This window comes from Staphylococcus caprae, from assembly GCF_003966625.1.
GTDB lineage: Bacteria > Bacillota > Bacilli > Staphylococcales > Staphylococcaceae > Staphylococcus > Staphylococcus caprae.
The window spans coordinates 831,356-857,803 of sequence record NZ_AP018587.1 but is presented as its reverse complement, the minus strand read 5'-3'; the positions used below and the strand labels follow the sequence as shown (position 1 = coordinate 857,803).

Below are 26,448 nucleotides of genomic sequence, written 5' to 3'. Positions count from 1 at the left end.
AAGCTCGCAAGTAACGCCAATTATGGTTACCTGCGAGCTTTTCATATATCTTGAAATAATCTAAGTTTCAATTATTTATCTAATAAATGCGTTTTTAAATATTTGGCTGCGCCATCTTCCTCGTTTGTTTCTGCAGTGACATCATCTGTGATGTCTTTAATTTCTTGTCTTGCATTTTTCATAGCCACTGTATAATGACCGAATTCAAACATAGCTCGATCATTATCACTATCGCCGATGACTAGCGTTTCTTCTTGTTTAATCCCAAAGTGCTCTATCATTTCTTTAATGCCAGTGCCTTTATCTGTATTATAAGCCATTGTTTCTGCATTATAACGAGATGAATTAGATACACTAATACTTAGTTTCACTTTATTTTGAATCAATTCGTCTCTAAATATAGTTATTTTATCTAAATTAGGATTGAATAAGTAAATCTTAGAATAATCTAAATTAGGCAATTCGTCGCGCCAATCTATCTTATCTCTCATGGCATCTCGTCTAGATGACCACTCACTTTGACTTACATGATTCGGTGGTGTCTCACTAGAAATCATTTCACGCATCCACTGTTCATCTCTATTTAAAACAATACGCTGTGCCCCAAAAGGAAATACTTCATAATAAATATTTTGTTGCTCAGCTAATTCAACTATATTTTTAACTTGTTCTAAAGACATGCTATGTTTAAATAAATTACGATTGTCAATTTCACCTGTCGTACCATTAGAACTAATAATTCCATCAACTTTAAATCCCTCAGGTACTAATTGATGAATTTCTGAATACGAACGTCCAGTCGCTAAAAAGACTTTATACCCTTTATCTCGTAATTCGTCGATGACCTCTTTAGTATAGCTAGATGCTTTGTTGTTTTCATGTAGGATTGTTCCATCCATGTCTAAGAATATTGCTTTAACGTTTTTCATATGTTCCTCCACTCGTTACAATTTCTACTTGAATAAATTGTGGCACTGTTTAAGATAAAGTGCAACGACTTAGTTTTTAGAAAATACCTATTTATTTCAACCACAGGAGTAAAAATTGTTCTTCATCACTTTAAAATAGAAATATTGTAAGATGATTTTTTATATTTTCAAAAGTTCTATTATAAGACTCAAACAAAAAATACCGACAAAGAATACTCTTTGTCGGCATTTACTATAGCGATAGCTACGCTTACTCAACTGTAACTGATTTAGCTAGGTTACGTGGTTTGTCTACGTCTAAATCTCTGTGTAACGCCGCATAATAAGAGATTAATTGCATTGTTACTACAGAAACTAATGGTGTCAATAATTCATGAACGTGAGGGATAACATACGTATCTCCATCTTTATCTAAGCCTTCCATAGAAATAATACATGGATGTGCACCACGTGTGACTACCTCTTTAATATTTCCTCGAATAGATAAGTTAACGTTCTCTTGAGTGGCCAATCCGATGACTGGTGTACCCTCTTCAATAAGTGCGATTGTACCGTGCTTCAATTCACCACCGGCAAAGCCTTCAGCTTGAATGTATGAAATCTCTTTAAGTTTAAGCGCACCCTCTTGACTTACATTATAGTCAATTGTACGTCCGATAAAGAACGCATTGCGTGTTGTTTCTAAGAAATCAGTAGCAATTTCTTCCATAATAGGTGCATCATCAACAACTGTTTCGATAGCAGTTGTGACTTTAGCTAATTCTCTTAATAAGTCAATATCCGCTTCACGTCCGTGATTTTTAGCAACGATTTGTGAAAGAATTGATAAAACTGCAATTTGTGCTGTATAAGCCTTTGTTGATGCAACCGCAATTTCAGGACCTGCATGTAGTAATAATGTATGGTCCGCTTCACGAGATAATGTTGAGCCAGCAACATTTGTAATTGTTAATGATTTATGACCTAATTTTTTAGTTTCAACTAATACGGCACGACTATCTGCTGTTTCACCTGATTGTGAAATATAGATGAATAAAGGCTTTTCAGATAATAAAGGCATATTGTACACAAATTCTGATGCTACATGTACTTCAGTTGGCACGCCAGCCCACTTTTCTAGGAATTCTTTACCAACCAAACCAGCATGATAGCTTGTACCTGCTGCAATAATATAGATTCTGTCAGCATCGGCAACATCTTTAATGATGTCTTGATCAATTTTCAAGTTACCTTCTTCATCTTGATATTCTTGAATGATTCGACGCATTACTGCAGGTTGCTCATGAATTTCTTTTAACATGTAGTGATCGTATACACCCTTTTCAGCATCTGAAGCATCGATTTCAGCAGTGTAAGATTCACGATCTTGTACTTGACCATTAATATCTTTAATGATGACATCATCACGTTTAACAATAACAATTTCATGGTCATGAATTTCTTTATATTGATTTGTTGCTTGTAACATCGCTAAAGCATCTGAAGCAATAACGTTGAAACCTTCACCGACACCAATTAACAATGGTGATTTATTCTTAGCTACATAAATAGTGTCTTTATCTTCTTCATCTAATAAGCCTAAAGCGTATGAACCATGTAATAATTTCACTACTTTAGTAAATGCTTCTTCTGTTGAAAGTCCTTCATTTGATAAGCGCTCGATAAGTTGAACGATGACTTCCGTGTCTGTTTCAGATAAAAATGTTACATCTGATAAGTATTCAGCTTTTAACTCTTCATAATTTTCGATTACACCATTATGTACGAGTGTGAATCGACCTGAAGTAGATTGATGAGGGTGAGAATTCTCATAGTTAGGTACGCCATGTGTTGCCCAACGTGTGTGACCAATACCTACTGTTCCGTCTTCTTCGCTACTATCTGCAACTTTACGTAATTCAGCAATTCTACCTTTTTCTTTAAATACTTTCGTACCTTGATCATTGACTACAGCAATACCAGCTGAATCGTAACCACGATATTCTAATTTTTCTAAACCTTTTAATAGTAATTCCTTGGCATTATCGTAACCAATGTAACCAACAATTCCACACATAATTTATTTCCTCCAAAATGAGGGATAACGTGAGCAATATGATTCATTATCTTAATTTAGATTGATAATCTTCTATCATATACGATGTCATGTTGAATACATCAAGAAATAAGCGTGTGATATTCAAATTTAAACACGCTACTCTACGCTCCCCTAAGTATTTATTATATTTGGCGATCTTATTAACTTTGTCCACCAAGTTACCCTGGTGTTTTACTTAATAAGCTAACGAATGAGCCACATCCGGGATAGCATCCGCCGATCTATTCGATCACTATCCTCCTCGTCTACAAAAGCTAAATCATCCTCTATAAAAGTTCTCCTAATTAACTTTTAATCGTCGATGATCACTTAGTCATTTTGCACAGGCGCTATAATTATTTATTACCTTTCTTTCCTCCTTTCCATTAATCATTATTGTACACTGTCGTTGTTTTATTTTGCAAATGATTTCACAATGTTTCTCGAAACAATTTAAAAAAGTTATTCTTTTAACCATTGAAATGAAATTAAAACAAAAACTAATTCATCTTTTAAATATCTTCAATAGTTAGATTTAATATGTCACAAATGACATGACAAACTTAAATTTTGTTTATATTGAGTGAATGTAACCCAAGGCTTTAAACTAAATTTAGACACATACTAATTAAAAAGAGGTGTAGAGATGTCACAAACTCAAGAGAAAAAAGGATTAGGACGAAAAGTTCAAGCATTTGGATCATTCTTAAGTAGTATGATTATGCCAAATATTGGTGCATTTATTGCATGGGGCTTTATCGCCGCAATCTTTATAAAAAATGGTTGGTTCCCTAATAAAGACTTAGCTCAATTAGCAGGGCCAATGATTACGTATTTAATTCCACTACTTATTGCATTTAGTGGTGGACGTTTAATCCACGGTTTACGTGGTGGTATTATTGCAGCTACAGCGACGATGGGGGTCATTGTAGCATTACCAGATACGCCAATGTTACTTGGTGCTATGATTATGGGACCTCTCGTAGGTTGGTTAATGAAAAAAGTTGACCAGTTTGTTCAACCTAGAACGCCACAAGGTTTTGAAATGTTGTTTAATAACTTCTCAGCTGGTATTTTAGGTTTCATCATGACAATACTTGGCTTTGAAATTTTAGCGCCAATTATGAAATTCATCATGCATATTCTATCAGTTGCAGTTGAATTCTTAGTTCACCTTCATATGCTACCAATCGTAAGTATTAATGTTGAACCCGCTAAAATATTATTCTTAAATAACGCTATTAACCACGGTGTATTTACACCACTTGGTTCTGACCAAGCAGCGCACGCAGGTCAATCTATTTTATTCACGATTGAATCAAACCCTGGACCAGGTTTAGGTATTTTATTAGCGTATATGATTTTCGGAAAAGGAACTGCAAAAGCAACGTCATATGGTGCAGGTATTATCCACTTCTTAGGTGGGATTCATGAAATTTACTTCCCATATGTATTAATGCGTCCTTTACTATTCTTAGCTGTTATCTTAGGTGGTATGACTGGTGTTGCAACATACCAAGCTACTGGATTCGGTTTTAGAAGTCCAGCATCACCAGGATCATTTATTGTGTATTGTTTAAACGCACCTAAAGGCGAATTCTTACACATGTTACTTGGTGTATTTCTTGCAACGCTCGTATCATTTGTAGTCGCAGCATTAATCATGAAATTTACGAAAGAACCTAAACAAGATTTAGAAGCTGCAACTGCTCAAATGGAAGCTACTAAAGGTAAAAAATCGAATGTGTCTTCTAAATTAACCGCTTCAGACAAAGAAAGCACTGAAACATCTAAACAAACTGCTGGTGCTACAGGAGCAACAGCCGCTACAGCTAGTCAAGCAAGCTCAAGTGAAAGCGAAGACGACTCAGAACAGTTATTAGATAACTATAATACTGAGGATGTAGATGCCCATGACTACAGTGGTGTGAATCATGTTATATTCGCATGCGATGCGGGTATGGGTTCAAGTGCAATGGGTGCAAGTATGTTACGTAATAAATTTAAGAAAGCTGGCATTACAGATGTAAATGTTACTAATACAGCTATTAACCAATTACCTAACGATGCACAACTTGTTATTACTCAAAAGACATTGACAGACCGTGCCATCAAACAAGTACCTAACGCCATTCATATTTCAGTAGATAATTTCTTAAATTCACCTAGATATGAAGAACTTTTAAATAATTTGAAAAAAGAAGACTAATTTAAATATAAGAAAATGGAGGACACCGCCATGTTATTGAGTACACGTGAAAAAGATATTATTGATATATTAATCAAGTATCACGGTCAATATGTTACTATATACGACATCGCTCAACAACTAGCGGTGTCCTCTCGTACAATTCACAGAGAATTAAAACATGTCGAGAAATATCTCAATTCATTTTCTATTGAATTAGAACGTGCGAATAAAAAAGGGATTCGCTTATCAGGAACAGAAGCTAATATTAAAGGTTTAAAAGAAGAAGTTAAAAAGCAACAAACTTTAGATTTATCAGTTGAAGAACAGAAAGTTATCATCTTATATGCATTAATTCAGTCCAAACACGCAATCAAACAATTTAGTTTGGCACATGAAATAGGCGTTTCTATTCAAACGTTAACCAAATTATTAGATGATTTAGAAATTGAGTTATCTTCTTATCAACTTTCTCTATCTAGAAAGCGTGGCGAAGGTGTTTATCTTAACGGTCCAGAATCAAAGAAAAGAGAGTTCTTAAGCCAACTCATGGTAAATAACTTGAATAGTACAAGCGTCTACTCAGTGATTGAAAATCATTTCGTATATCAGTCATTAAATCATTCTCAACAATCTTTAGTAGATTTAGACAGAATATTTAAGATCGAACGTATACTCATGGATTATTTGGGTGAACTCCCCTATTCATTAACTGAATCTAGTTATTTAACACTAACAGTGCATATTGTCTTAAGTATCACTCGCATGAAAAATGGCGAATATGTTTCTCTTAATGAAGATATTTATGAAACAGTGAAACATACACTTGAACATAAAGTTGCAACAGAAATCGCTCAACGACTTGAAGAGATGTATGATATCACATTCAATCAAGCTGAAATCACATTCATTACGATTCACTTGCGTGGGGCAAAGCGAAAGGTATCGAAAGACGCCTCTTCAGAGGATGAAAGTAATGATTCTAAGATTCTTCAATTTGTAAAAACGGTAGAACACATTTCAGGACAACATTTTGATGATGAAGACAATTTAATTGAGGGATTGAGTCTGCATATTAATCCTGCAATTAATCGTTTAAAATCAAACATCGAAACGTATAATCCTTTAACTGAAATGATTAAATTTAAATATCCTCGACTTTTTGAAAATATTCATAAAGCCTTGCACATGGTTTGGCCAGACTTAATCTTCCCTGAAAGCGAAATCGCCTTTATTGTACTTCACTTTGGTGGTTCGATTAAGAATCAAGGCAATCGCTTCTTAAACATCTTGGTCGTATGTAGTAGTGGTATAGGCACAAGTCGTTTGTTATCAACCCGTTTAGAACAAGCTTTTAATGAAATTGAAAGAATTACTCAAGCTTCTGTGAGTGATTTAAATGTTTTAGATTTAACTGCTTACGATGGAATTATTTCAACTGTTAATTTAGATATCGACGTACCGTTTCTCGTTGTAAACCCATTATTACCTGAGCATGAAGTCGCTTATGTTTCTTCCTTTTTAAGTACAAAATCGAATGAAACGCATACTTCTGAAGATACTGACACACATTCCTTCGTTAATCCCGATACTATTATTGAAGACATGCGTGTAGGTTTAGAAGTGTTAGATTCAGTGAAAATAGATTATAAATTAGTAGATAATTGGAAACAATATTTAGAAGACTATTTACTCAATGAAAATGTTATTGAGCGGAATCAATCATTCGCTGATTTGTTGCAATTGAAATATGAACAGCATCCTAATTGGATACTTAATCCGTATCCAGTGGCAATTCCACATTTAAGAGATGATATGTTTAAGAAACCTATGATACTCATTACTATTTTGGAAAAGCCAATTCAATTTCAACACAATCAAAATGATGAAAGCTCAATTCACTATATGATTAGTATGTTTATTCCTGATAATCAAAAAATAGCTCGATTTGTTAGCGCCCTATCTGAGGAGCTAAGTTCACATTTAGAGGATATTGATGAATATATGCAAAAACCACAGGAATTTAAAACTATACTAAAAAGAAATTTATTAAATCATATTAAAAGTCAATTATTATAGGAGTGTATAAAAATGAGTGAATTATTTAGTAACGAAAATATCTTTTTAAATGTATCTGCATCAAGTCAAAACGATGCAATTGAAAAAGCAGGACAAGCACTTGTAGACAGCGGTGCAGTGACACAGAACTATATTCAAGCTATGAAAGACCGTGAAGATGTAGTATCTACGTTTATGGGTAATGGCTTAGCAATCCCTCATGGTACAGAAGAAGCAAAAGGTAACGTAATTCGTTCAGGATTAAGCTTATTACAAATTCCTGAAGGCGTAGATTGGAACGGCGAAGAAGTTAAAGTGGTTGTTGGTATTGCAGGTAAAGATGGTGAACATTTAGATTTACTATCCAAAATTGCTATCACTTTTAGTGAAGAGGAAAATGTCGATAGAATTGTGAACGCGAAATCAGCAGAAGAAATTAAACAAGTTTTCGAGGAGGCTGACGCATAATGAAAGCAGTCCATTTTGGAGCCGGAAATATCGGCCGGGGATTTATCGGATATATTTTAGCGGATAATAATGTAAAAGTGACTTTCGCAGATGTAAACGAGGAAATCATTAATGCTTTAGATAAAGAGCATCAATATGATGTTATCCTAGCTGATGAATCCAAAACAACGACACGTGTTAATAATGTCGATGCAATTAATTCAGCCCAACCTTCTGATGAACTTAAAGAAGCGATTCTTGAAGCAGATTTAATTACAACAGCTGTCGGCGTCAACATTTTACCTATTATCGCTAAATCATTTGCACCTTATTTAAAAGAAAAGAAAAATCACGTGAACATTGTAGCTTGTGAAAATGCAATTATGGCGACAGATACATTGAAAAAAGCGATTTTAGACATTACAGGCCCATTAAGTGATAACATTCACTTCGCCAATTCAGCTGTAGACAGAATCGTACCATTACAAAAGAACGACAATATATTAGATGTTATGGTAGAACCTTTCTTCGAATGGGTCATCGAAAAAGATGCATGGTATGGAGAAGAATTAAACCACATCAAATACGTAGATGACTTAACACCTTACATTGAAAGAAAATTATTAACTGTTAATACTGGACACGCATATTTAGCATATGCAGGATATTATGGTGATAAAGCTACGGTTTTAGATGCTGTTGAAGATGATCAAATTAATGCTGGATTGCGTCAAGTTTTAAGTGAAACAAGTCAATATATCACAGACCAATTTGATTTCTCTGAAAGTGAACAAGCACAGTATGTAGAAAAAATTATCGAACGTTTTAAAAATCCAAATTTATCAGATGAAGTGACACGTGTAGGTCGAGGAACGATACGTAAAATTGGCCCTAAAGATCGTATTATTAAACCTTTAACATACCTATATGAAAAAGGATTAGAACGCGATGGCTTAGTTAATACAGCAGCACTACTTCTCGCTTATGATGATAAAGCTGATCAAGAGACAGTTGAGAAGAATACTTATATTAAAGAACATGGTGCTAAAGCATTCTTAAAAGCTTACGCCAAAGTTGATGATCAACTTGCTGATGAAATTGTTAAAGCTTTAGAAGCTTTATAAAAATTTGAGTTTAAAAATATACAATTTATACTCTACTTCATCCACAATAAACACCTCCGAAAGATGTATCGAAATACCTTTCGGAGGTGTTTTGTAATGTTTGATTTAAAGTTTATCGGTAACTTTTATTCATCTAAACCCATTTTTTCTTTAACGACATCAGCGATTTCTTGAGCATAGCGTTGGGCATCTTCATCTGTAGCTGCCTCCACCATGACTCTTACTAATGGTTCTGTACCGGAAGGTCGAACTAAAATTCTTCCTTCACCATTCATTGCTGTTTCAACTTTTGTCATAACTTCTTGAACATGGATATTTTCTTCAACGCGATATTTATCCGTTACTCTAACATTAATGAGAGATTGTGGATATTTCTTCATTTGAGCTGCTAATTCACTTAGTGATTTTCCGCTCATTTTAATAACAGAAGCTAATTGTACACCGGTTAATAAACCATCACCAGTTGTATTATAATCCATTAAAACAATATGACCAGACTGTTCACCGCCAAGATTGTAGTTACCTCTTCTCATTTCTTCTACAACATAGCGATCTCCAACTTTTGTTTTATTGGATTGAATGCCTTCATTTTCCAAGGCTTTATAAAAACCAAGATTACTCATAACTGTTGAAACAATCATATCGTTATTTAATTCATGATTTTTATGCATCTCTTGACCAATGATGAACATAATTTGATCTCCATCGACGATTTGACCCTTTTCATCAACAGCAATGATTCTATCGCCATCGCCATCAAATGCTAAACCAAAGTCACTTTCTGTTTCTAGTACCTTTTCAGCTAATTTCTCAGGATGCGTAGAACCACATTGCTCATTAATATTATATCCATCTGGGCTACAGCCAATTGTTTCTGTATCAGCTTCTAAATCGCCAAATAAAAATGGTGCAAGTGATGACGTTGATCCATTAGCACCGTCTAATGCAATTTTTAGCCCTTCAAAGTTAACATCAACTGTTGATTTTAAGTAACTTAGATATTTTTGAGCACCTTCAAAATAATCAGAATAATGTACTATATCTTCACCTACAGGACGAGGTAATTCAGGATTATCTTGGTCAAGTAGAGTTTCAATTTTGTTTTCTTGATCATCAGATAATTTGAAACCATCTGAACCAAAGAATTTAATACCATTATCAGCTACAGGATTATGAGAAGCAGAAATCATCACACCTAAAGCTGCTTCCATTTCTTTAGTGAGATAAGCCACACCAGGTGTAGAAATAATACCCAAACGCATGACTTCAGCTCCTATTGAGATAAGGCCCGCAATTAAAGCAGATTCAAGCATTTCACCAGAAACACGTGTATCTCTACCTACAAGGACTTTAGGATGTTTCTCTCCTTTATTATGTGCTAAAACATAGCCACCATATCTTCCCAACTTAAATGCTAACTCTGGAGTAAGCTCTTGGTTGGCAATTCCTCGAACGCCATCAGTACCAAAATATTTTCCCATTCTTAAACTCTCCTTTTGTATCTATCAATTATTTAACATTAATATAAGCTTTCGTTTCTTTAGGATCTACTTTCGTAACATTCTTAGGTAAATCAAATTTCACTGTTTTCTCAGTTGAGTCTGAAATGCCATCCAAATCAACTTCAGCAGTTATTTCATTGATGCTTTGTAAATCATCTCTACTACCATAAATTTGAACTTCTTTATCATTCAATTTAACATTGTCTAATTCTTTATCATTATCTAACTTCCCAGTCGTTTTAGTATGTACTTTTACCTTTTTACTAAAAGGAGCAACTGAGACTTTTAAATTAACCTCATTTGGATTAATTGAAACATTAAGCTTATTCAATTCCTTATCAAAAGCATTAACTTCTGCTACATCATTTGTATCTTTAGTGATTTTACTAGAATTTTTAAAAGTAGCTTTCAAATAAGCAATTTTCTTAAGTTGTTGTTCCCCTCCAGTAACTTTGACAGTTTCAGGAGAAATCTTTTGCTTACTGACTTTATAATTATTATCGATATCACTTTGGCTAACATCAGGTTGTACATGCATTTCTTTCGTTACTTTTTTCTCTAAGTTAACGTTTGCTGTTTTAGGTTTCACACTATAACTAACATCATTACCTATACCTTTAACCTGATATTTTTTATGATAGCTTCCTGCTTTTTTATCAGATAAATCAACTGTAACTTTGAGGTCCTCAGGGTTTTCAATTTTTATTAACTTTGATTGAGGACCCGATAAATTAACATCTACACTATCAGGTGCTTTTGTAACATGCAAATCTTTATTATTGTAAATAACATCTACAGGTACATCTTGAATCGTTTTAGTAGATTTCTGGGATATGTCATCAGTATTAAATACATTTCCAAATACATTATTTACTGATAAAAAGAAAAATACGGCTAGAATTAAGGCTACAAATCTTAATCCCCACTTACTTTCTAACATACTAATTCACACCTTTCTTTTGAAAGTGTGCACCGAACCAGTGTTCAGCAAGTAATTCTTCAAACACTTCATTGGATATATCTCTACGTAATTTACCATCAAAAGTTACCGATACATCACCTGTTTCTTCTGAAACAACAACTGTAAAAGCATCAGAAACTTCTGAAATCCCTACTGCTGCTCTGTGTCTTGTTCCCAAACTTTTTGAAATTTTAACACTATCTGATAAAGGTAAATAACTTGCTGCGACTGCAATTTTAGTTCCTTGAATAATCATTGCACCATCGTGTAAAGGTGTATTCGGAATAAAAACATTAGTCAATAATTCTTGAGAAATATCTGAATTCATAGGAATACCAGTTTCTATGTAGTCTTGAAGCCCTGTTTCCTTTTCGAAAACGATAAGTGCACCTATACGCCTTTTGGCCATATATTGAACGGCTTTAGAAACAGCCTGAATTAATTTTTCTTCATCTCGACTATAAGTATTGGTATAACGTTTTAAGAAGCTACCTCTACCTAATTGCTCCAATGCTCGTCTAATTTCAGGTTGGAAAATAACTATTAATGCGAGTACTCCCCATTGAATAACGATATCGAACAATTTGGAGGTTGCTGTTAAATTAAGCATTTTACTGACTTGTTGGCCGATAACAATTACTACGATACCTTTAAGTAATTGAATCGCTTTAGTTCCCTTAAATACAGTAATGAGAAGATAAAGTACGTACCAAACGATCAGTAAATCAAGTACACTTGTAATAATTTTTAATGTACTTAGATTTTGAAAAAAGTTGGAAAAATCCATAACATCTCCTCCGGGTAATATTTTTCCATATTAAATATTATACCAATCATTGTTTATAGTGTCATATGAACAATAACTAAAATAGAAAAAAACTTACATAATTATAAATCATGTAAGCTTTAATCTACTTTCTATAATAATGTTTCGCCAAAGAATGTTCCTAATAATGCTACCGCTTGTTCAGCAGTACTATTTAAATGATCAATAAGTGGATTAACTTCAACTAAATCCATTGACGTCACCAGTTTTGATTCACTTAATAATTCTAAGGCAAAGTGACTTTCTCTATAACTCAAGCCTCCTAATACTCTAGTACCCGTTCCTGGTGTTTCAGAAGGATCTAGCGCATCAACATCTAGAGAAAAATGCAAACCATCAATATTTCTTGATTTTAAGTATTCCAGAGCTCTTTCAATGACTTCTTGTATTCCGAAACGATCTATGTCAGCCATAGTGAATGTTTTAATATTTTGATCTTTTATGTATTCCCTCTCACCTTTGTCTAAATCTCTCATACCAATTAATACGATATTTTCAGGTTTGACTTTAGGAGTGAATCCATTTAAATGAACTAATTCATCTGGACCATCACCAGCTAAAATACGTAAAGGCATCCCATGTACATTACCAGAAGGAGATTCTTCAGGTACATTTAAATCACCATGTGCGTCATACCAAATAACACCTAGATTATTGTAGTATTGACTGATACCTGAAATAGAACCAACAGCAATTGAATGATCTCCACCTAATGTTAGTGGAAAGTTTCCGTTTTTAACTGTTTCAGATACAGCTTTGCTAAGATTTTCAGAAACAGTTATGATTTCGTTGTAATTTCTTAAACCTTCCTGATTAGAATGAAACTTTTCAACATCTAAATTTGGAACTTCGATATTTCCTTTATCTATAACATCATGTCCCATTCTTTTAAGACGCGCTAATAATCCTGCATAACGAATTGCATCTGGTCCTAAATTGACACCTAATTTTTTCTGACCAAATGTGGAAGGTGCTCCAATTATTTCAATACGTTGATTCATGATATATTCTCCTTTCATTGACATAGATTCAGATTAATGTATACGCTTGCAATTTTCAAGGTTTAACGACTTGAAGTTGTAAATTTAACAATAAAAAAAGCACCTCCAATAATGAAGGTGCTTTAAAGAGTGAGCCATAGAGGATTCGAACCTCTGACCCTCTGATTAAAAGTCAGATGCTCTACCAACTGAGCTAATGGCTCTAATGGCTGGGCTAGCTGGATTCGAACCAGCGCGTGACGGAGTCAAAGTCCGTTGCCTTACCGCTTGGCTATAGCCCATTAATAATGGTGGAGGGGGGCAGATTCGAACTGCCGAACCCGAAGGAGCGGATTTACAGTCCGCCGCGTTTAGCCACTTCGCTACCCCTCCGACTTATTTATTCGATTAAATGGTGGAGAATGACGGGTTCGAACCGCCGACCCTCTGCTTGTAAGGCAGATGCTCTCCCAGCTGAGCTAATTCTCCAACATGGTGACTCCTACGGGACTCGAACCCGTGTTACCGCCGTGAAAGGGCGGTGTCTTAACCGCTTGACCAAGGAGCCATGGCTCCGCAGGTAGGATTCGAACCTACGACCGATCGGTTAACAGCCGATAGCTCTACCACTGAGCTACTGCGGATTAATGTGATTGCCTGGCAACGTCCTACTCTAGCGGGACGTAAGCCCGACTACCATCGGCGCTAAGGAGCTTAACTTCTGTGTTCGGCATGGGAACAGGTGTGACCTCCTTGCCATTGTCACCAGACAAGTGAATGAATTATACATTCAAAACTAGATAGTAAGTAATGATTTTGCGTCGCAAAACATTTTAAAATTGATTAAGTCTTCGATCGATTAGTATTCGTCAGCTCCACGTGTCGCCACGCTTCCACCTCGAACCTATTAACCTCGTCATCTTCGAGGGATCTTATAACCGAAGTTGGGAAATCTCATCTTGAGGGGGGCTTCATGCTTAGATGCTTTCAGCACTTATCCCGTCCATACATAGCTACCCAGCTATGCCGTTGGCACGACAACTGGTACACCAGAGGTATGTCCATCCCGGTCCTCTCGTACTAAGGACAGCTCCTCTCAAATTTCCTACGCCCACGACGGATAGGGACCGAACTGTCTCACGACGTTCTGAACCCAGCTCGCGTACCGCTTTAATGGGCGAACAGCCCAACCCTTGGGACCGACTACAGCCCCAGGATGCGATGAGCCGACATCGAGGTGCCAAACCTCCCCGTCGATGTGAACTCTTGGGGGAGATAAGCCTGTTATCCCCGGGGTAGCTTTTATCCGTTGAGCGATGGCCCTTCCATGCGGAACCACCGGATCACTAAGTCCGTCTTTCGACCCTGCTCGACTTGTAGGTCTCGCAGTCAAGCTCCCTTATGCCTTTACACTCTGTGAATGATTTCCAACCATTCTGAGGGAACCTTTGAGCGCCTCCGTTACCTTTTAGGAGGCGACCGCCCCAGTCAAACTGCCCGCCTGACACTGTCTCCCACCACGATAAGTGGTGCGGGTTAGAAAGCCAACACAGCTAGGGTAGTATCCCACCAACGCCTCCACGTAAGCTAGCGCTCACGTTTCAATGGCTCCTACCTATCCTGTACAAGCTGTGCCGAATTTCAATATCAGGCTACAGTAAAGCTCCACGGGGTCTTTCCGTCCTGTCGCGGGTAACCTGCATCTTCACAGGTACTATGATTTCACCGAGTCTCTCGTTGAGACAGTGCCCAAATCGTTACGCCTTTCGTGCGGGTCGGAACTTACCCGACAAGGAATTTCGCTACCTTAGGACCGTTATAGTTACGGCCGCCGTTTACTGGGGCTTCGATTCGTAGCTTCGCAGAAGCTAACCACTCCTCTTAACCTTCCAGCACCGGGCAGGCGTCAGCCCCTATACATCACCTTACGGTTTAGCAGAGACCTGTGTTTTTGATAAACAGTCGCTTGGGCCTATTCACTGCGGCTCTTCTGGGCGTGAACCCTAAAGAGCACCCCTTCTCCCGAAGTTACGGGGTCATTTTGCCGAGTTCCTTAACGAGAGTTCGCTCGCTCACCTTAGAATTCTCATCTTGACTACCTGTGTCGGTTTGCGGTACGGGCACCTGTTATCTATCTAGAGGCTTTTCTCGGCAGTGTGAAATCAACGACTCGAGGAAACAATTTCCTCTCCCCATCACAGCTCAGCCTTACGAGTGCCGGATTTGCCTAACACTCAGCCTTACTGCTTGGACGTGCACTCCAACAGCACGCTTCGCCTATCCTACTGCGTCCCCCCATCGATTAAAACGATACTAGGTGGTACAGGAATATCAACCTGTTATCCATCGCCTACGCCTGTCGGCCTCAGCTTAGGACCCGACTAACCCAGAGCGGACGAGCCTTCCTCTGGAAACCTTAGTCAATCGGTGGACGGGATTCTCACCCGTCTTTCGCTACTCACACCGGCATTCTCACTTCTAAGCGCTCCACATGTCCTTGCGATCATGCTTCAACGCCCTTAGAACGCTCTCCTACCATTGTCCTACGGACAATCCACAGCTTCGGTAATATGTTTAGCCCCGGTACATTTTCGGCGCAGTGTCACTCGACTAGTGAGCTATTACGCACTCTTTAAATGATGGCTGCTTCTAAGCCAACATCCTAGTTGTCTGGGCAACGCCACATCCTTTTCCACTTAACATATATTTTGGGACCTTAGCTGGTGGTCTGGGCTGTTTCCCTTTCGAACACGGACCTTATCACCCATGTTCTGACTCCCAAGTTAAATTGATTGGCATTCGGAGTTTGTCTGAATTCGGTAACCCGAGAGGGGCCCCTCGTCCAAACAGTGCTCTACCTCCAATAATCATCACTTGAGGCTAGCCCTAAAGCTATTTCGGAGAGAACCAGCTATCTCCAAGTTCGATTGGAATTTCTCCGCTACCCTCAGTTCATCCGCTCACTTTTCAACGTAAGTCGGTTCGGTCCTCCATTCAGTGTTACCTGAACTTCAACCTGACCAAGGGTAGATCACCTGGTTTCGGGTCTACGACCAAATACTCAACGCCCTATTCAGACTCGCTTTCGCTACGGCTCCACATTTGCTGCTTAACCTTGCATCAGATCGTAACTCGCCGGTTCATTCTACAAAAGGCACGCCATCACCCATTAACGGGCTCTGACTACTTGTAAGCACACGGTTTCAAGTTCTCTTTCACTCCCCTTCCGGGGTACTTTTCACCTTTCCCTCACGGTACTGGTTCACTATCGGTCACTAGAGAGTATTTAGCCTTAGGAGATGGTCCTCCTAGATTCCGACGGAATTTCACGTGCTCCGTCGTACTCAGGATCCACTCAAGAGAGAATATGTTTTCGACTACAGGATTTTTACCTTCTTTGATTCATCTTTCCAGATGATTCGTCTAACATGTTCTTTTGTAACTCCGTATAGAGTGTCCTACAACCCCAACAAGCAAGCTTGTTGGTTTGGGCTCTTCCCGTTTCGCTCGCCGCTACTCAGGGAATCGATTTTTCTTTCTCTTCCTCCGGGTACTAAGATGTTTCAGTTCTCCGGGTCTGCCTTCTGACATGCTATGAATTCACATGTCGATAACATGACATCACTCATGTTGGGTTCCCCCATTCGGAAATCTCTGGATCAACGCTTACTTACAGCTACCCAAAGCATATCGTCGTTAGTAACGTCCTTCTTCGGCTTCTAGTGCCAAGGCATCCACCGTGCGCCCTTAATAACTTAATCTTTAAGATATGTTATTAATCTGTGAGTGTTCTTTCGAACACTAGCGATTATTTTATGAATTCAAGCTTATTTAAAACTCTATTCACTCGGTTTTGCTTGGTAAAATCTAATTTACTTACTTATCTAGTTTTCAATGTACAATATGAATTATTTAGTCAATTCTTTAAATAATTTTGTTTGAATGTTAATAAACATTCAAAACTGAATACAATATGTCACGTTATTCCTTTTCATCTTCGTAGAAGATGTTCCGAATATATCCTTAGAAAGGAGGTGATCCAGCCGCACCTTCCGATACGGCTACCTTGTTACGACTTCACCCCAATCATTTGTCCCACCTTCGACGGCTAGCTCCAAAAGGTTACTCCACCGGCTTCGGGTGTTACAAACTCTCGTGGTGTGACGGGCGGTGTGTACAAGACCCGGGAACGTATTCACCGTGGCATGCTGATCCACGATTACTAGCGATTCCAGCTTCATGTAGTCGAGTTGCAGACTACAATCCGAACTGAGAACAACTTTATGGGATTTGCTTGACCTCGCGGTTTCGCCACCCTTTGTATTGTCCATTGTAGCACGTGTGTAGCCCAAATCATAAGGGGCATGATGATTTGACGTCATCCCCACCTTCCTCCGGTTTGTCACCGGCAGTCAACTTAGAGTGCCCAACTTAATGATGGCAACTAAGCTTAAGGGTTGCGCTCGTTGCGGGACTTAACCCAACATCTCACGACACGAGCTGACGACAACCATGCACCACCTGTCACTCTGTCCCCCGAAGGGGAAAACTCTATCTCTAGAGGGGTCAGAGGATGTCAAGATTTGGTAAGGTTCTTCGCGTTGCTTCGAATTAAACCACATGCTCCACCGCTTGTGCGGGTCCCCGTCAATTCCTTTGAGTTTCAACCTTGCGGTCGTACTCCCCAGGCGGAGTGCTTAATGCGTTAGCTGCAGCACTAAGGGGCGGAAACCCCCTAACACTTAGCACTCATCGTTTACGGCGTGGACTACCAGGGTATCTAATCCTGTTTGATCCCCACGCTTTCGCACATCAGCGTCAGTTACAGACCAGAAAGTCGCCTTCGCCACTGGTGTTCCTCCATATCTCTGCGCATTTCACCGCTACACATGGAATTCCACTTTCCTCTTCTGCACTCAAGTTTTCCAGTTTCCAATGACCCTCCACGGTTGAGCCGTGGGCTTTCACATCAGACTTAAAAAAACCGCCTACGCGCGCTTTACGCCCAATAATTCCGGATAACGCTTGCCACCTACGTATTACCGCGGCTGCTGGCACGTAGTTAGCCGTGGCTTTCTGATTAGGTACCGTCAAGACGTGCATAGTTACTTACACATTTGTTCTTCCCTAATAACAGAGTTTTACGATCCGAAGACCTTCATCACTCACGCGGCGTTGCTCCGTCAGGCTTTCGCCCATTGCGGAAGATTCCCTACTGCTGCCTCCCGTAGGAGTCTGGACCGTGTCTCAGTTCCAGTGTGGCCGATCACCCTCTCAGGTCGGCTACGCATCGTTGCCTTGGTAAGCCGTTACCTTACCAACTAGCTAATGCGGCGCGGATCCATCTATAAGTGACAGCAAGACCGTCTTTCACTGTTGAACCATGCGGTTCAACATGTTATCCGGTATTAGCTCCGGTTTCCCGAAGTTATCCCAGTCTTATAGGTAGGTTATCCACGTGTTACTCACCCGTCCGCCGCTAACGTCAGAGGAGCAAGCTCCTCGTCTGTTCGCTCGACTTGCATGTATTAGGCACGCCGCCAGCGTTCATCCTGAGCCAGGATCAAACTCTCCATAAAAAATTATGATGTTTGATTAGCTCATAAATACTAAATAGTTTGTAACTTTCGTTACTGTTTGTTTGGAATTAACGTTGACATATTGTCATTCAGTTTTCAATGTTCATTTGAATAAAATCAATCTTTTCCATCATATCTTTTTTATAAACAAAAGTCAATGACTTATCAAGATTACTTTATTTATTTTAAAGTGTTTTAATCACCTTTGCAAGGGTAAGTTTTACACTCGCTTAACAATTGAAACAAACACTTTACAATCGCTTTTCAGCGACTTTTTTATAATATCAATTTTATGTTTTTAAGTCAACAATTAAATTGCATTATTTTTTAAATTTTGTGAGTGTCGTTTTCGTAGCTCACAAAGAAATATTCTACCATGATTTCTAAAATTTGCAATAGAAAAATCATACAAAAACAAAATTCGTCTTTGTATGATTTAATAAAGCTCTTTTAAAATTGTTTATTTATTTTTGAGTGCTAGCAATGACCTTTCTAGCAATAGATGTATAAATCTCACCTAAGCGATCATCAGGTTGATAAATAGATGGTGAAAAGTCCTTTGGGTTCCATGTTGGTTGTTCTAATGGTAATTCTCCAAACAACTGAGTATCTAACTCATCAGCGAGTTTAGTTCCCCCACCTTTACCAAATACATATTCTTTATTTCCAGTTTCTTTACTTTCAAAGTAACTCATATTTTCGATAACGCCTAAAATTGAGTGGTCTGTATGTTTTGCCATAGCTCCAGCTCTAGCTGCAACGAATGCTGCTGTAGGATGAGGTGTCGTTACAATAATTTCTTTACTAGATGGCAACATAGAATGAACATCTAATGCAACGTCTCCAGTACCTGGTGGTAAATCAAGTAAGAGATAATCTAAATCTCCCCATTGTACTTCTGTAAAGAAGTTTGTCAACATTTTACCTAGCATAGGCCCTCTCCAAATAACTGGGGCATTTTCCTCAACAAAGAATGCCATTGAGATGACTTTAACACCATGACGTTCTACTGGAATGATTTCTTTACCATCTACGCCAGGTCTTTCATCAATACCCATCATATCTGGAACACTAAAACCATATATATCAGCATCTACAAGTCCAACTTTTTTACCTTCTCTTGCTAAAGCTACAGCTAAATTTACAGCTATGGTTGATTTACCAACGCCACCTTTACCTGATGCAATTGAGATAAATTCAACTGGATTATTTTGAGAAAGAAGTCCTTCAATTGTTTTTGGTTTTTCAGTTCCCTTACCACGATATTTCTCAACTGTTTCAGATGGTAACTCTTCGAAACGGATACCAACTGTATTTGCACCATTTTCTTTTAAAGCTTTTACAATTGCCATTTGTAAATCTAATTGTGGTTGGCCACCTAATTGAGCCATTGCAACTTTAACACTTACGTGCTCTATCTCTTCTTTGATGGTTACGTTAACAATTCCATCAGTTTCTTTTAAAGGTACATCAATAATTGGATCCTTTAACGCACCTACTATCTCTTCAACTTGATTTACCGTTAACAAAGTAAATCCCCCTTAATCAATGTTAATTTATCTACATAATAACAAAAGTTATTCATTTACGTAGTTCATCTGTTTAAGTATAAGGCTTTTTTAATGATAAAAAAAGAAGTTAGCCTACATAATTACGTAGACTAACTCGATAAATATATTTATACTTCTCTAATATTTTGAGATTTTCTATTCGGCTCTTTGATAAATAAGGCTAAAATAAAGGCAATAACAACAAAACCTGTTACTAATGCAAATGAAACATCGACACCAGCAGCGACCGTTTGTCTTTGTAATAATTCTTTACTAGCGTGTGCTGATGATGAAGGTCCTAGCCATTTTGCACCTATACTCATAAATGTAACCATTAAAGCTGTACCAAGTGAACCTGACATAACACGTCCAAAGTTCATTATAGCAGTACCATGTGAGATGTTTTTATTTTCTAAGGCGTTAATACCTGTAGTATTAATAGGCATCATTAGTAATGAAACTGCGAACATTCGGATCGCATATATAATGATGAGATACGTATATGATGTATCTGCTTTTAGGAAACAAAGCAACAGCGTACAAATAGTAAGTAATGTAAACCCTGCAAATATCAGAGGTCTCGGTCCATATTTATCATAAAATCTTCCTGTAAATACTGACATGATACCGTTAATAATAGCGCCTGGCATAATAACTAAACCGGATAGTAATGCAGATAAACCTAATGCATTTTGAACATACAATGGAATAAGTAAAGCAGGGCCGACCATTGAAAGCATGACAATCATGGAAGTAATTGTACTGAAACAGAAGATTTTACTTTTAAATACTTTAAGATTAAGTAACGGGTTAGCAATCGTTATTTGTCTTCTTATAAAGATTAAAATAATCACGATACTAATCACGAGTGAGCCAATAACAATCGGATTTGAAAATCCTAAATTACCAGCGCTACTGAAAGCATACAACATTAATCCAAAACCAATCGTTGAATATATAACCGATGGCTTATCTAACTTTGTATCTTTCGTTTCGTTGTAACTTGAAATAGAAACTAATCCAAATATAAATGCAATTAGAGCAATTCCAACAATAATGATAAATGGAACTCTCCAACTTGCATTATCGATGATGAGTCCTGTGAAAGTAGGTCCAATCGCAGGAGCGAATTGTATGACCAATCCAGCTAGACCCATGGCGAAACCACGATGTTCTTTTGAAAATAATGTAAATAATGTGAATTGCATTAATGGCATGAGCACACCAGCACCTATCGCTTGTATGACTCTTGCAGTCATTAATACACCGAAATTAGGAGCAATAGCAGCTATAATTGAACCTAATAAAAACGTCCCCATCGCTCCAAGATATAGTGGTTTAGTTTTTATTCTGTCCATTAAATAAGCAGTCAAAGGAATCATGACACCATTTACCAGCATGAAACCTGTTATTAACCATTGCGATGTATTTTCGTTAATTTTTAATTCACGCATAATATGAGGTAAGGCAGTATTTAATAATGTTTGATTTAATATTGCAACGAATGCACTAATTAACATCACTGCCACTATTAAATTACGTCTATGTTTGGGTAATTTTATAGTGTCCATAGATAATTACTCCTTCTTGTTTGATAACAGTTTTTTATTTAACCAAAATTAAGATCTCGAATCAATCTAATTGCTTATTTGATTATTTTTTATTATTTAAATTTTTACTTTCCGGATAGAAGATTTCCTTACAGACAAATAAAAATCCTATGATTATCATAATTACCCAAAATTGAATATTTATATATACATAATGGATATGAACGATGAAATAAAACATGATAGTTGTGACTATAAATGAAATGAGATGATAAGTGATACCTTGAAAGTATGGGTTGTTTGGCAATTTTTTCTTAAAATAGTCCATTAAATGTTCAATCGCAAACAGCGTAAAATATCCAAAAATAATATAGCTACCGTAATAAAATAAATTATCGTAAAAGCCTTTATTATATTCAAAGTATCCTAAATGAAAGAATATTAAAATTCTACTCAAACCATATAAACCAAAACCTAAAAAAGTTAAGAAAATTGCCCCTGACAGTACAAAGATAGCGAGAACAATAAGTGTTACTGCTAAATTATAAAATTTATTTTTAAACGACTTCACTTTAATTGTCCCCCCTCCTTAATCAATACATATTTATAGTATCACGTATACCCAACCTTATAAAATTTAAAAAACGCCCACACACATCGTAGACGTTTTTAATGTTTATTCAATTAGGATTTAAGTATTTGATAATTCATCATTTCTATAAAGGAATGTCCATATAAGCGCAAGGCATATCGAAATAACAGAAACTAAACCTAATACATTGTGTAAGTCTGAACCAAATAATCCTGCTTTCAAAGCATACATATATCCCATAATTGTTGATCCAACTGAAGAACCTAAATTTTTAGTTAATGCATAGAATGACATCATCTTTTTCATATTTTTTGGTGAACTCTCTTCTTGGACGATAACGCTATCTTTAGTATATACAAAGCCAAAACTGAGTCCCGCAAAAATAACTGCAAAAGCGATTAAAAGTGGTACTTTCAAACCGAATATGATAACAATGCTACATATTAACAGTATTGTGAATGCACTTATATATAAGGCTTTTCTAGTAAAATGCGCTTCAATTTTAGCTAAATTAAAGTTCAGTGTAATCCATGCCACGGATAATGGAAATATAACCAGTCCACTTTGTAATGGAGACAAGCCTAATTTTTCTTGTAAATAGACTGGTATATAGAGATTGTACCCCATTAATGACATAGCGATAAATAAATCAGTAATAAATGCAAGAACGATTGATTTATTAAATTCTGCAACTGGTAAAAATGGATTTTCAGTTTTCTTTTCCATTTTGAATAATAAAATCATAACAATCATCGCTAATATAATAGAGATAGTGTTTAATGAAATGTGTCCTTGATTTAAAAGACCGAACATAAGTAATGCTATAAAGATATAGAAAACTGTTAGTCCCTTTACATCAAAATTAGTTTTATTGACATTTTCTTCATCTGGAAAATGGAAAGTAATGAGCACTAAAATGATAGCGATAATAGCAATTGGTATATTAATGAAGAATAACCAATGCCATGTAGCAAATTCTAAAATTGCTCCTCCTAATAAAGGACCTACAATACTTGAAATCCCCCAAACACTACCGACGATTCCCATAATTTTATATCTGAGAGGTATTTCAAACGCTAATTTAGGGACAATTTGAGATAGTGACATCATTACCCCTGCACCAAAACCTTGGATTACTCTTGAAATAATTAAGAAGGTAAATGTTTCGCTTAATCCCGACATCAAGCTTCCTATTGCGAATAAAGCCACTCCTGTAACTGCAATGTAAATAATTTTAAATCGCGACAGTAATTCCCCAACAATTGGGTTAGCAACCACTAAAGCTATAAAATATACTGTAAATACTAACGAAACTAAATTTCCAGCATGTAAATTGTTTTTAATTGTTGGTAATGCTAAAGAAATAATGGACGTTTCGATTGCAGCCATAAACATAATTAGTATGAGTGCAGTGACTGTAATTATAGATTTTAATTTCATTTTAGTTTACCTCCCTTTTTATGATTTGTATCGAACCTTTAAAATATTAATACGTTATATCGATTAACACAATCGTGCATTAGTATTATTTTAAATCGTTAAAAAACAAAACGGCAGAGTAATATAAACTCTACCGCTAACATTCTTAAATGAAATATAAAATACCTACCATATGTAATAATGAAGCTATAACGATAAATATATGCCATATCATATGGAAATAAGGTCTATTCTTTTGAGCATAAAACCATGCGCCAATGGTATATGAAAGACCACCAAGAAATATAAATAAAATAAATAGCCAAGACGTTCGTATAATAATGATTGGTAAAAATATAATACCAATCCATCCCATCACTAAATAAACAATTAGGCTTAATTTATGATTCACTTTTGTAGCTATAGATTTATATAATATTCCCCAAAGCGTAGTTCCCCATAATAGAATCGTTACCAGCCAACCTATCCAACCGCCTACGACAGTTAGCAGCACAGGTGTATAGGTCCCAGATATCGCCACATATATCATGCTATGATCAATAATACGTAAAATATACTTATGTGCCGTATGATTTTGCATCGAATGATACACTGTTGATGAGATAAACATCATAAATATACTAATTATATAAATAGATACACTTACAGACTCCAATGTGCCACCATTATTAAAGCTGTGCACCGCTGCATAAGGTAATATAAATAACGTCAGTAATGCTGCAGCACCATGAGATGCTGCATTACCAATTTCTTCCCCAAACGTTAAAGGAATGATGTCCTTAAATGTTTCAACAACAGATTCGTTTTTATGCTTAGATGATTGAGACATCTATTCCACCGTCCTTATTTAAATCAATCCCATTCTCTTTAAATCTTCAGTAGCTGTTTCTACACTATCTTTGCCTTCTTTATTTTTAAGTGGTGAGAACTCTTCTTCTCTAGGTACTTGTAAAGTAATGAAACTTGTTCCATATTTAAATATATCAAAATAGAACAACTCAAATTTTAATGTAGGTCGTTCTACTACTCCAAAATCCTCATCCAATTGCTTTAATTTTTTGATAGCCAAATGATATGGTAATTCTCTATCTACCGCACTTTTAATAAATGCTAATTTAAAGGCATGAATACCTATGTTAGCATTGTCAAAATCATTTGCTACTTCAGGATTTAACTCAGAATACTCGAGAACAGTGTCTTTGCAATCGATGTTAACTAATCTACCTACACTTTCTCCTTCACGGGGTTGTATGGTCTTCGAAGTAACATCTCTGTTATTGCTAACAGTATATCCAGCGAATAATGGATCTAAGACTTTAACTAGTACATTATCTATATTGTTTAAGAATATATACTGAACATGATCTTTCTCCATTTTATCTAAATAACCTGCATCTTTAAGCGATTTAAAGACGCCTCCGTTACCATTTGGCGTTTCCATAATATGACCATCTCTATCTAATACAAGCTTTCCATCTTCTCCTAAAGCGACCATGTTTGCTTGTTTGAAAAAGTGTATATGATTTGCATCATATTCAAAATAATTATGCCGTTTGAAGTATTCCAATGTTTCTTCATGATTAATATCGCTTGTCATTATATACCAATTGATAGTGTGACCTGTTTGTTCCTTTAAGTTAATTAACTGACGTGCTTGTAGTTCGAATAAACTTACCCCTTCAATTTCAAAAGAACCTTTAGGCCCCTTATAGCCTAAACGCGTCCCTTGGCCTCCAGCCATTAAGAGTACAGCGAATTCGCCATTTCTAATTGCTTCATAACCTTTTTGTTCATATGTATATCGTTCTTCATCTGTTAATTTGGATTTCACTTCATATTTAACTTCAGAAACCGAAGAAACATCTTCAATAGATTGTCTATTCACATATAAATCTTGATATAAATTTTGAATCGATTCTAAATCAAGCTGTTTCACCTTATTATCTAAAGATTCTTTCTCATTATTACTCATCAATTTCTCATATTCATACAAATGCTCTTGGTTATATTTTTCCAATCGATTTTTGTCTAACATGATTACGCTCCTTATGTACTAATAATTCTATGTTCTTCATTCCATATTTTATTTAAATTTAGAAAAAATGGCTCACCCACTGGTGCGTTAATTCATTAACAAAGGGTTGAAATAAAACGTAGATTGCTCCAAAGCTCAAAGCAGTAGCTAAAGATAAATCTACTAAACCACCTGTCTTAAAATGTATCGGTGATACTATATTAAATGGTAACGGGTAAAATAATTTCACACCTCTAGGAGTTAATATATCTAGTATAACATGTGATATCATTCCAATAACAATCGCAACCATATAATACATGGGAGTATGAATTAAGTACAGTAAAAAGCCAACTAAAGCTATGAATACTAAAGAATGCGTAAATGTCCTATGTCCAAATAAAAGTCTAATGATAAAACTTAAAATTTTAAAACGTCTACCAATTTTACTTTTAGTATGACAAATATCTGGTAATAAGCTTGCAATCGTGGATAGAACGATTGTGGTAATCGAAGTAAATAAATCTGTATGAAAGTATTGTGTTGTGAGGGCTCCTACTAGAAAGCCACAAGATGCATGTGTTTTACCTGTCATTGAACGTCTCCTTCTTTATTAATCATATCACATTCA

17 protein-coding genes, 6 tRNA genes and 3 rRNA genes are annotated in these 26,448 nt (G+C 36.5%); 4 read left to right on the top strand and 22 right to left on the bottom strand.

What is annotated here, in order from left to right:
- Positions 1–71: 71 nt before the first annotated feature.
- Complete coding sequence (locus tag JMUB898_RS03995) at positions 72–929, bottom strand: HAD family hydrolase (protein ID WP_037541871.1); 858 nt, start codon at positions 927–929, stop codon at positions 72–74.
- Positions 930–1,179: 250 nt separating this feature from the next.
- Positions 1,180–2,985 (bottom strand): glutamine--fructose-6-phosphate transaminase (isomerizing), encoded by a 1,806-nt coding sequence (glmS, locus tag JMUB898_RS03990; RefSeq protein WP_002445631.1) that lies wholly within the window; start codon positions 2,983–2,985, stop codon positions 1,180–1,182.
- A gap of 667 nt (positions 2,986–3,652) precedes the next feature.
- Between glmS and JMUB898_RS03985 the strand changes: the two genes are divergently transcribed.
- The 4 genes from JMUB898_RS03985 to JMUB898_RS03970 are packed head-to-tail and all read left to right on the top strand — an operon-like array spanning position 3,653 to position 8,823.
- The gene (locus JMUB898_RS03985) at positions 3,653–5,215 is read left to right on the top strand and encodes a PTS mannitol transporter subunit IIBC (RefSeq protein WP_126501911.1); all 1,563 of its coding nucleotides are present in this window, start codon (positions 3,653–3,655) and stop codon (positions 5,213–5,215) included.
- A 30-nt stretch (positions 5,216–5,245) separates the two neighbouring features.
- Positions 5,246–7,273 (top strand): BglG family transcription antiterminator, encoded by a 2,028-nt coding sequence (locus tag JMUB898_RS03980; RefSeq protein ID WP_037541872.1) that lies wholly within the window; start codon positions 5,246–5,248, stop codon positions 7,271–7,273.
- Positions 7,274–7,285: 12 nt separating this feature from the next.
- Entirely contained in the window at positions 7,286–7,720 is a 435-nt protein-coding gene (locus tag JMUB898_RS03975; RefSeq protein ID WP_002445634.1) for a PTS mannitol transporter subunit IIA, read from the top strand.
- Complete coding sequence (locus JMUB898_RS03970; protein ID WP_002445636.1) at positions 7,720–8,823, top strand: mannitol-1-phosphate 5-dehydrogenase; 1,104 nt, start codon at positions 7,720–7,722, stop codon at positions 8,821–8,823. The genes JMUB898_RS03975 and JMUB898_RS03970 overlap by 1 nt, the downstream gene beginning before the upstream one ends.
- Positions 8,824–8,948: 125 nt before the next feature.
- On the opposite strand, the gene glmM is transcribed toward JMUB898_RS03970, so the two are convergent.
- The 20 genes from glmM to JMUB898_RS03870 form a co-directional block, all read right to left on the bottom strand.
- On the bottom strand, positions 8,949–10,304 hold the full coding sequence (glmM, locus tag JMUB898_RS03965) for a phosphoglucosamine mutase (RefSeq protein ID WP_126501910.1): 1,356 nt from the start codon (positions 10,302–10,304) through the stop codon (positions 8,949–8,951).
- Between the two features lie 28 nt (positions 10,305–10,332).
- A complete protein-coding gene (locus tag JMUB898_RS03960) occupies positions 10,333–11,265 on the bottom strand; it encodes a CdaR family protein (RefSeq protein WP_002445638.1) in 933 nt (310 codons plus the stop codon).
- Between the two features lies 1 nt (position 11,266).
- The gene (gene cdaA / locus JMUB898_RS03955) at positions 11,267–12,073 is read right to left on the bottom strand and encodes a diadenylate cyclase CdaA (RefSeq protein WP_002445639.1); all 807 of its coding nucleotides are present in this window, start codon (positions 12,071–12,073) and stop codon (positions 11,267–11,269) included.
- Between the two features lie 131 nt (positions 12,074–12,204).
- On the bottom strand, positions 12,205–13,113 hold the full coding sequence (gene rocF / locus JMUB898_RS03950) for an arginase (RefSeq protein ID WP_037541873.1): 909 nt from the start codon (positions 13,111–13,113) through the stop codon (positions 12,205–12,207).
- A 130-nt stretch (positions 13,114–13,243) separates the two neighbouring features.
- Positions 13,244–13,316: transfer RNA gene (locus tag JMUB898_RS03945), tRNA-Lys, on the bottom strand.
- Positions 13,317–13,319: 3 nt separating this feature from the next.
- Positions 13,320–13,394 (bottom strand) — tRNA-Gln (locus JMUB898_RS03940).
- 7 nt (positions 13,395–13,401) lie between these two features.
- A tRNA-Tyr gene (locus tag JMUB898_RS03935) sits at positions 13,402–13,485 on the bottom strand.
- A gap of 20 nt (positions 13,486–13,505) precedes the next feature.
- Positions 13,506–13,581: transfer RNA gene (locus tag JMUB898_RS03930), tRNA-Val, on the bottom strand.
- Between the two features lie 4 nt (positions 13,582–13,585).
- Positions 13,586–13,660: transfer RNA gene (locus tag JMUB898_RS03925), tRNA-Glu, on the bottom strand.
- A 1-nt stretch (position 13,661) separates the two neighbouring features.
- Positions 13,662–13,736 (bottom strand) — tRNA-Asn (locus tag JMUB898_RS03920).
- An 11-nt stretch (positions 13,737–13,747) separates the two neighbouring features.
- Positions 13,748–13,862 (bottom strand): 5S ribosomal RNA (gene rrf / locus JMUB898_RS03915).
- A gap of 69 nt (positions 13,863–13,931) precedes the next feature.
- Positions 13,932–16,853, bottom strand: a 23S ribosomal RNA gene (locus JMUB898_RS03910).
- 266 nt (positions 16,854–17,119) lie between these two features.
- Positions 17,120–18,671, bottom strand: a 16S ribosomal RNA gene (locus tag JMUB898_RS03905).
- Together the 16S, 23S and 5S rRNA genes with 6 tRNA genes alongside form the textbook arrangement of a ribosomal RNA operon.
- Before the next feature lie 464 nt (positions 18,672–19,135).
- Positions 19,136–20,200 carry a P-loop NTPase gene (locus JMUB898_RS03900; protein WP_002443634.1) on the bottom strand — a complete coding sequence of 355 codons (1,065 nt, stop codon included), beginning with the start codon at positions 20,198–20,200 and terminating at the stop codon, positions 19,136–19,138.
- Between the two features lie 149 nt (positions 20,201–20,349).
- Positions 20,350–21,792, bottom strand: coding sequence for an MDR family MFS transporter (locus JMUB898_RS03895; RefSeq protein ID WP_002443637.1), 1,443 nt, complete (start codon positions 21,790–21,792; stop codon positions 20,350–20,352).
- An 82-nt stretch (positions 21,793–21,874) separates the two neighbouring features.
- Entirely contained in the window at positions 21,875–22,342 is a 468-nt protein-coding gene (locus JMUB898_RS03890; RefSeq protein WP_002443640.1) for a SepA family multidrug efflux transporter, read from the bottom strand.
- Positions 22,343–22,462: 120 nt separating this feature from the next.
- Positions 22,463–23,803, bottom strand: a complete 1,341-nt coding sequence (gene sdrM, locus JMUB898_RS03885; protein ID WP_002443643.1) for a multidrug efflux MFS transporter SdrM — start codon at positions 23,801–23,803, stop codon at positions 22,463–22,465.
- A 145-nt stretch (positions 23,804–23,948) separates the two neighbouring features.
- Positions 23,949–24,632, bottom strand: coding sequence for a PAQR family membrane homeostasis protein TrhA (gene trhA / locus JMUB898_RS03880; RefSeq protein WP_002443645.1), 684 nt, complete (start codon positions 24,630–24,632; stop codon positions 23,949–23,951).
- A gap of 18 nt (positions 24,633–24,650) precedes the next feature.
- Positions 24,651–25,838: a UTP--glucose-1-phosphate uridylyltransferase gene (locus JMUB898_RS03875; protein WP_002443647.1), complete on the bottom strand. Its 1,188-nt coding sequence runs from the start codon at positions 25,836–25,838 to the stop codon at positions 24,651–24,653.
- A 58-nt stretch (positions 25,839–25,896) separates the two neighbouring features.
- Positions 25,897–26,412 carry a metal-dependent hydrolase gene (locus JMUB898_RS03870; RefSeq protein ID WP_002443650.1) on the bottom strand — a complete coding sequence of 172 codons (516 nt, stop codon included), beginning with the start codon at positions 26,410–26,412 and terminating at the stop codon, positions 25,897–25,899.
- Positions 26,413–26,448 lie beyond the last annotated feature (36 nt).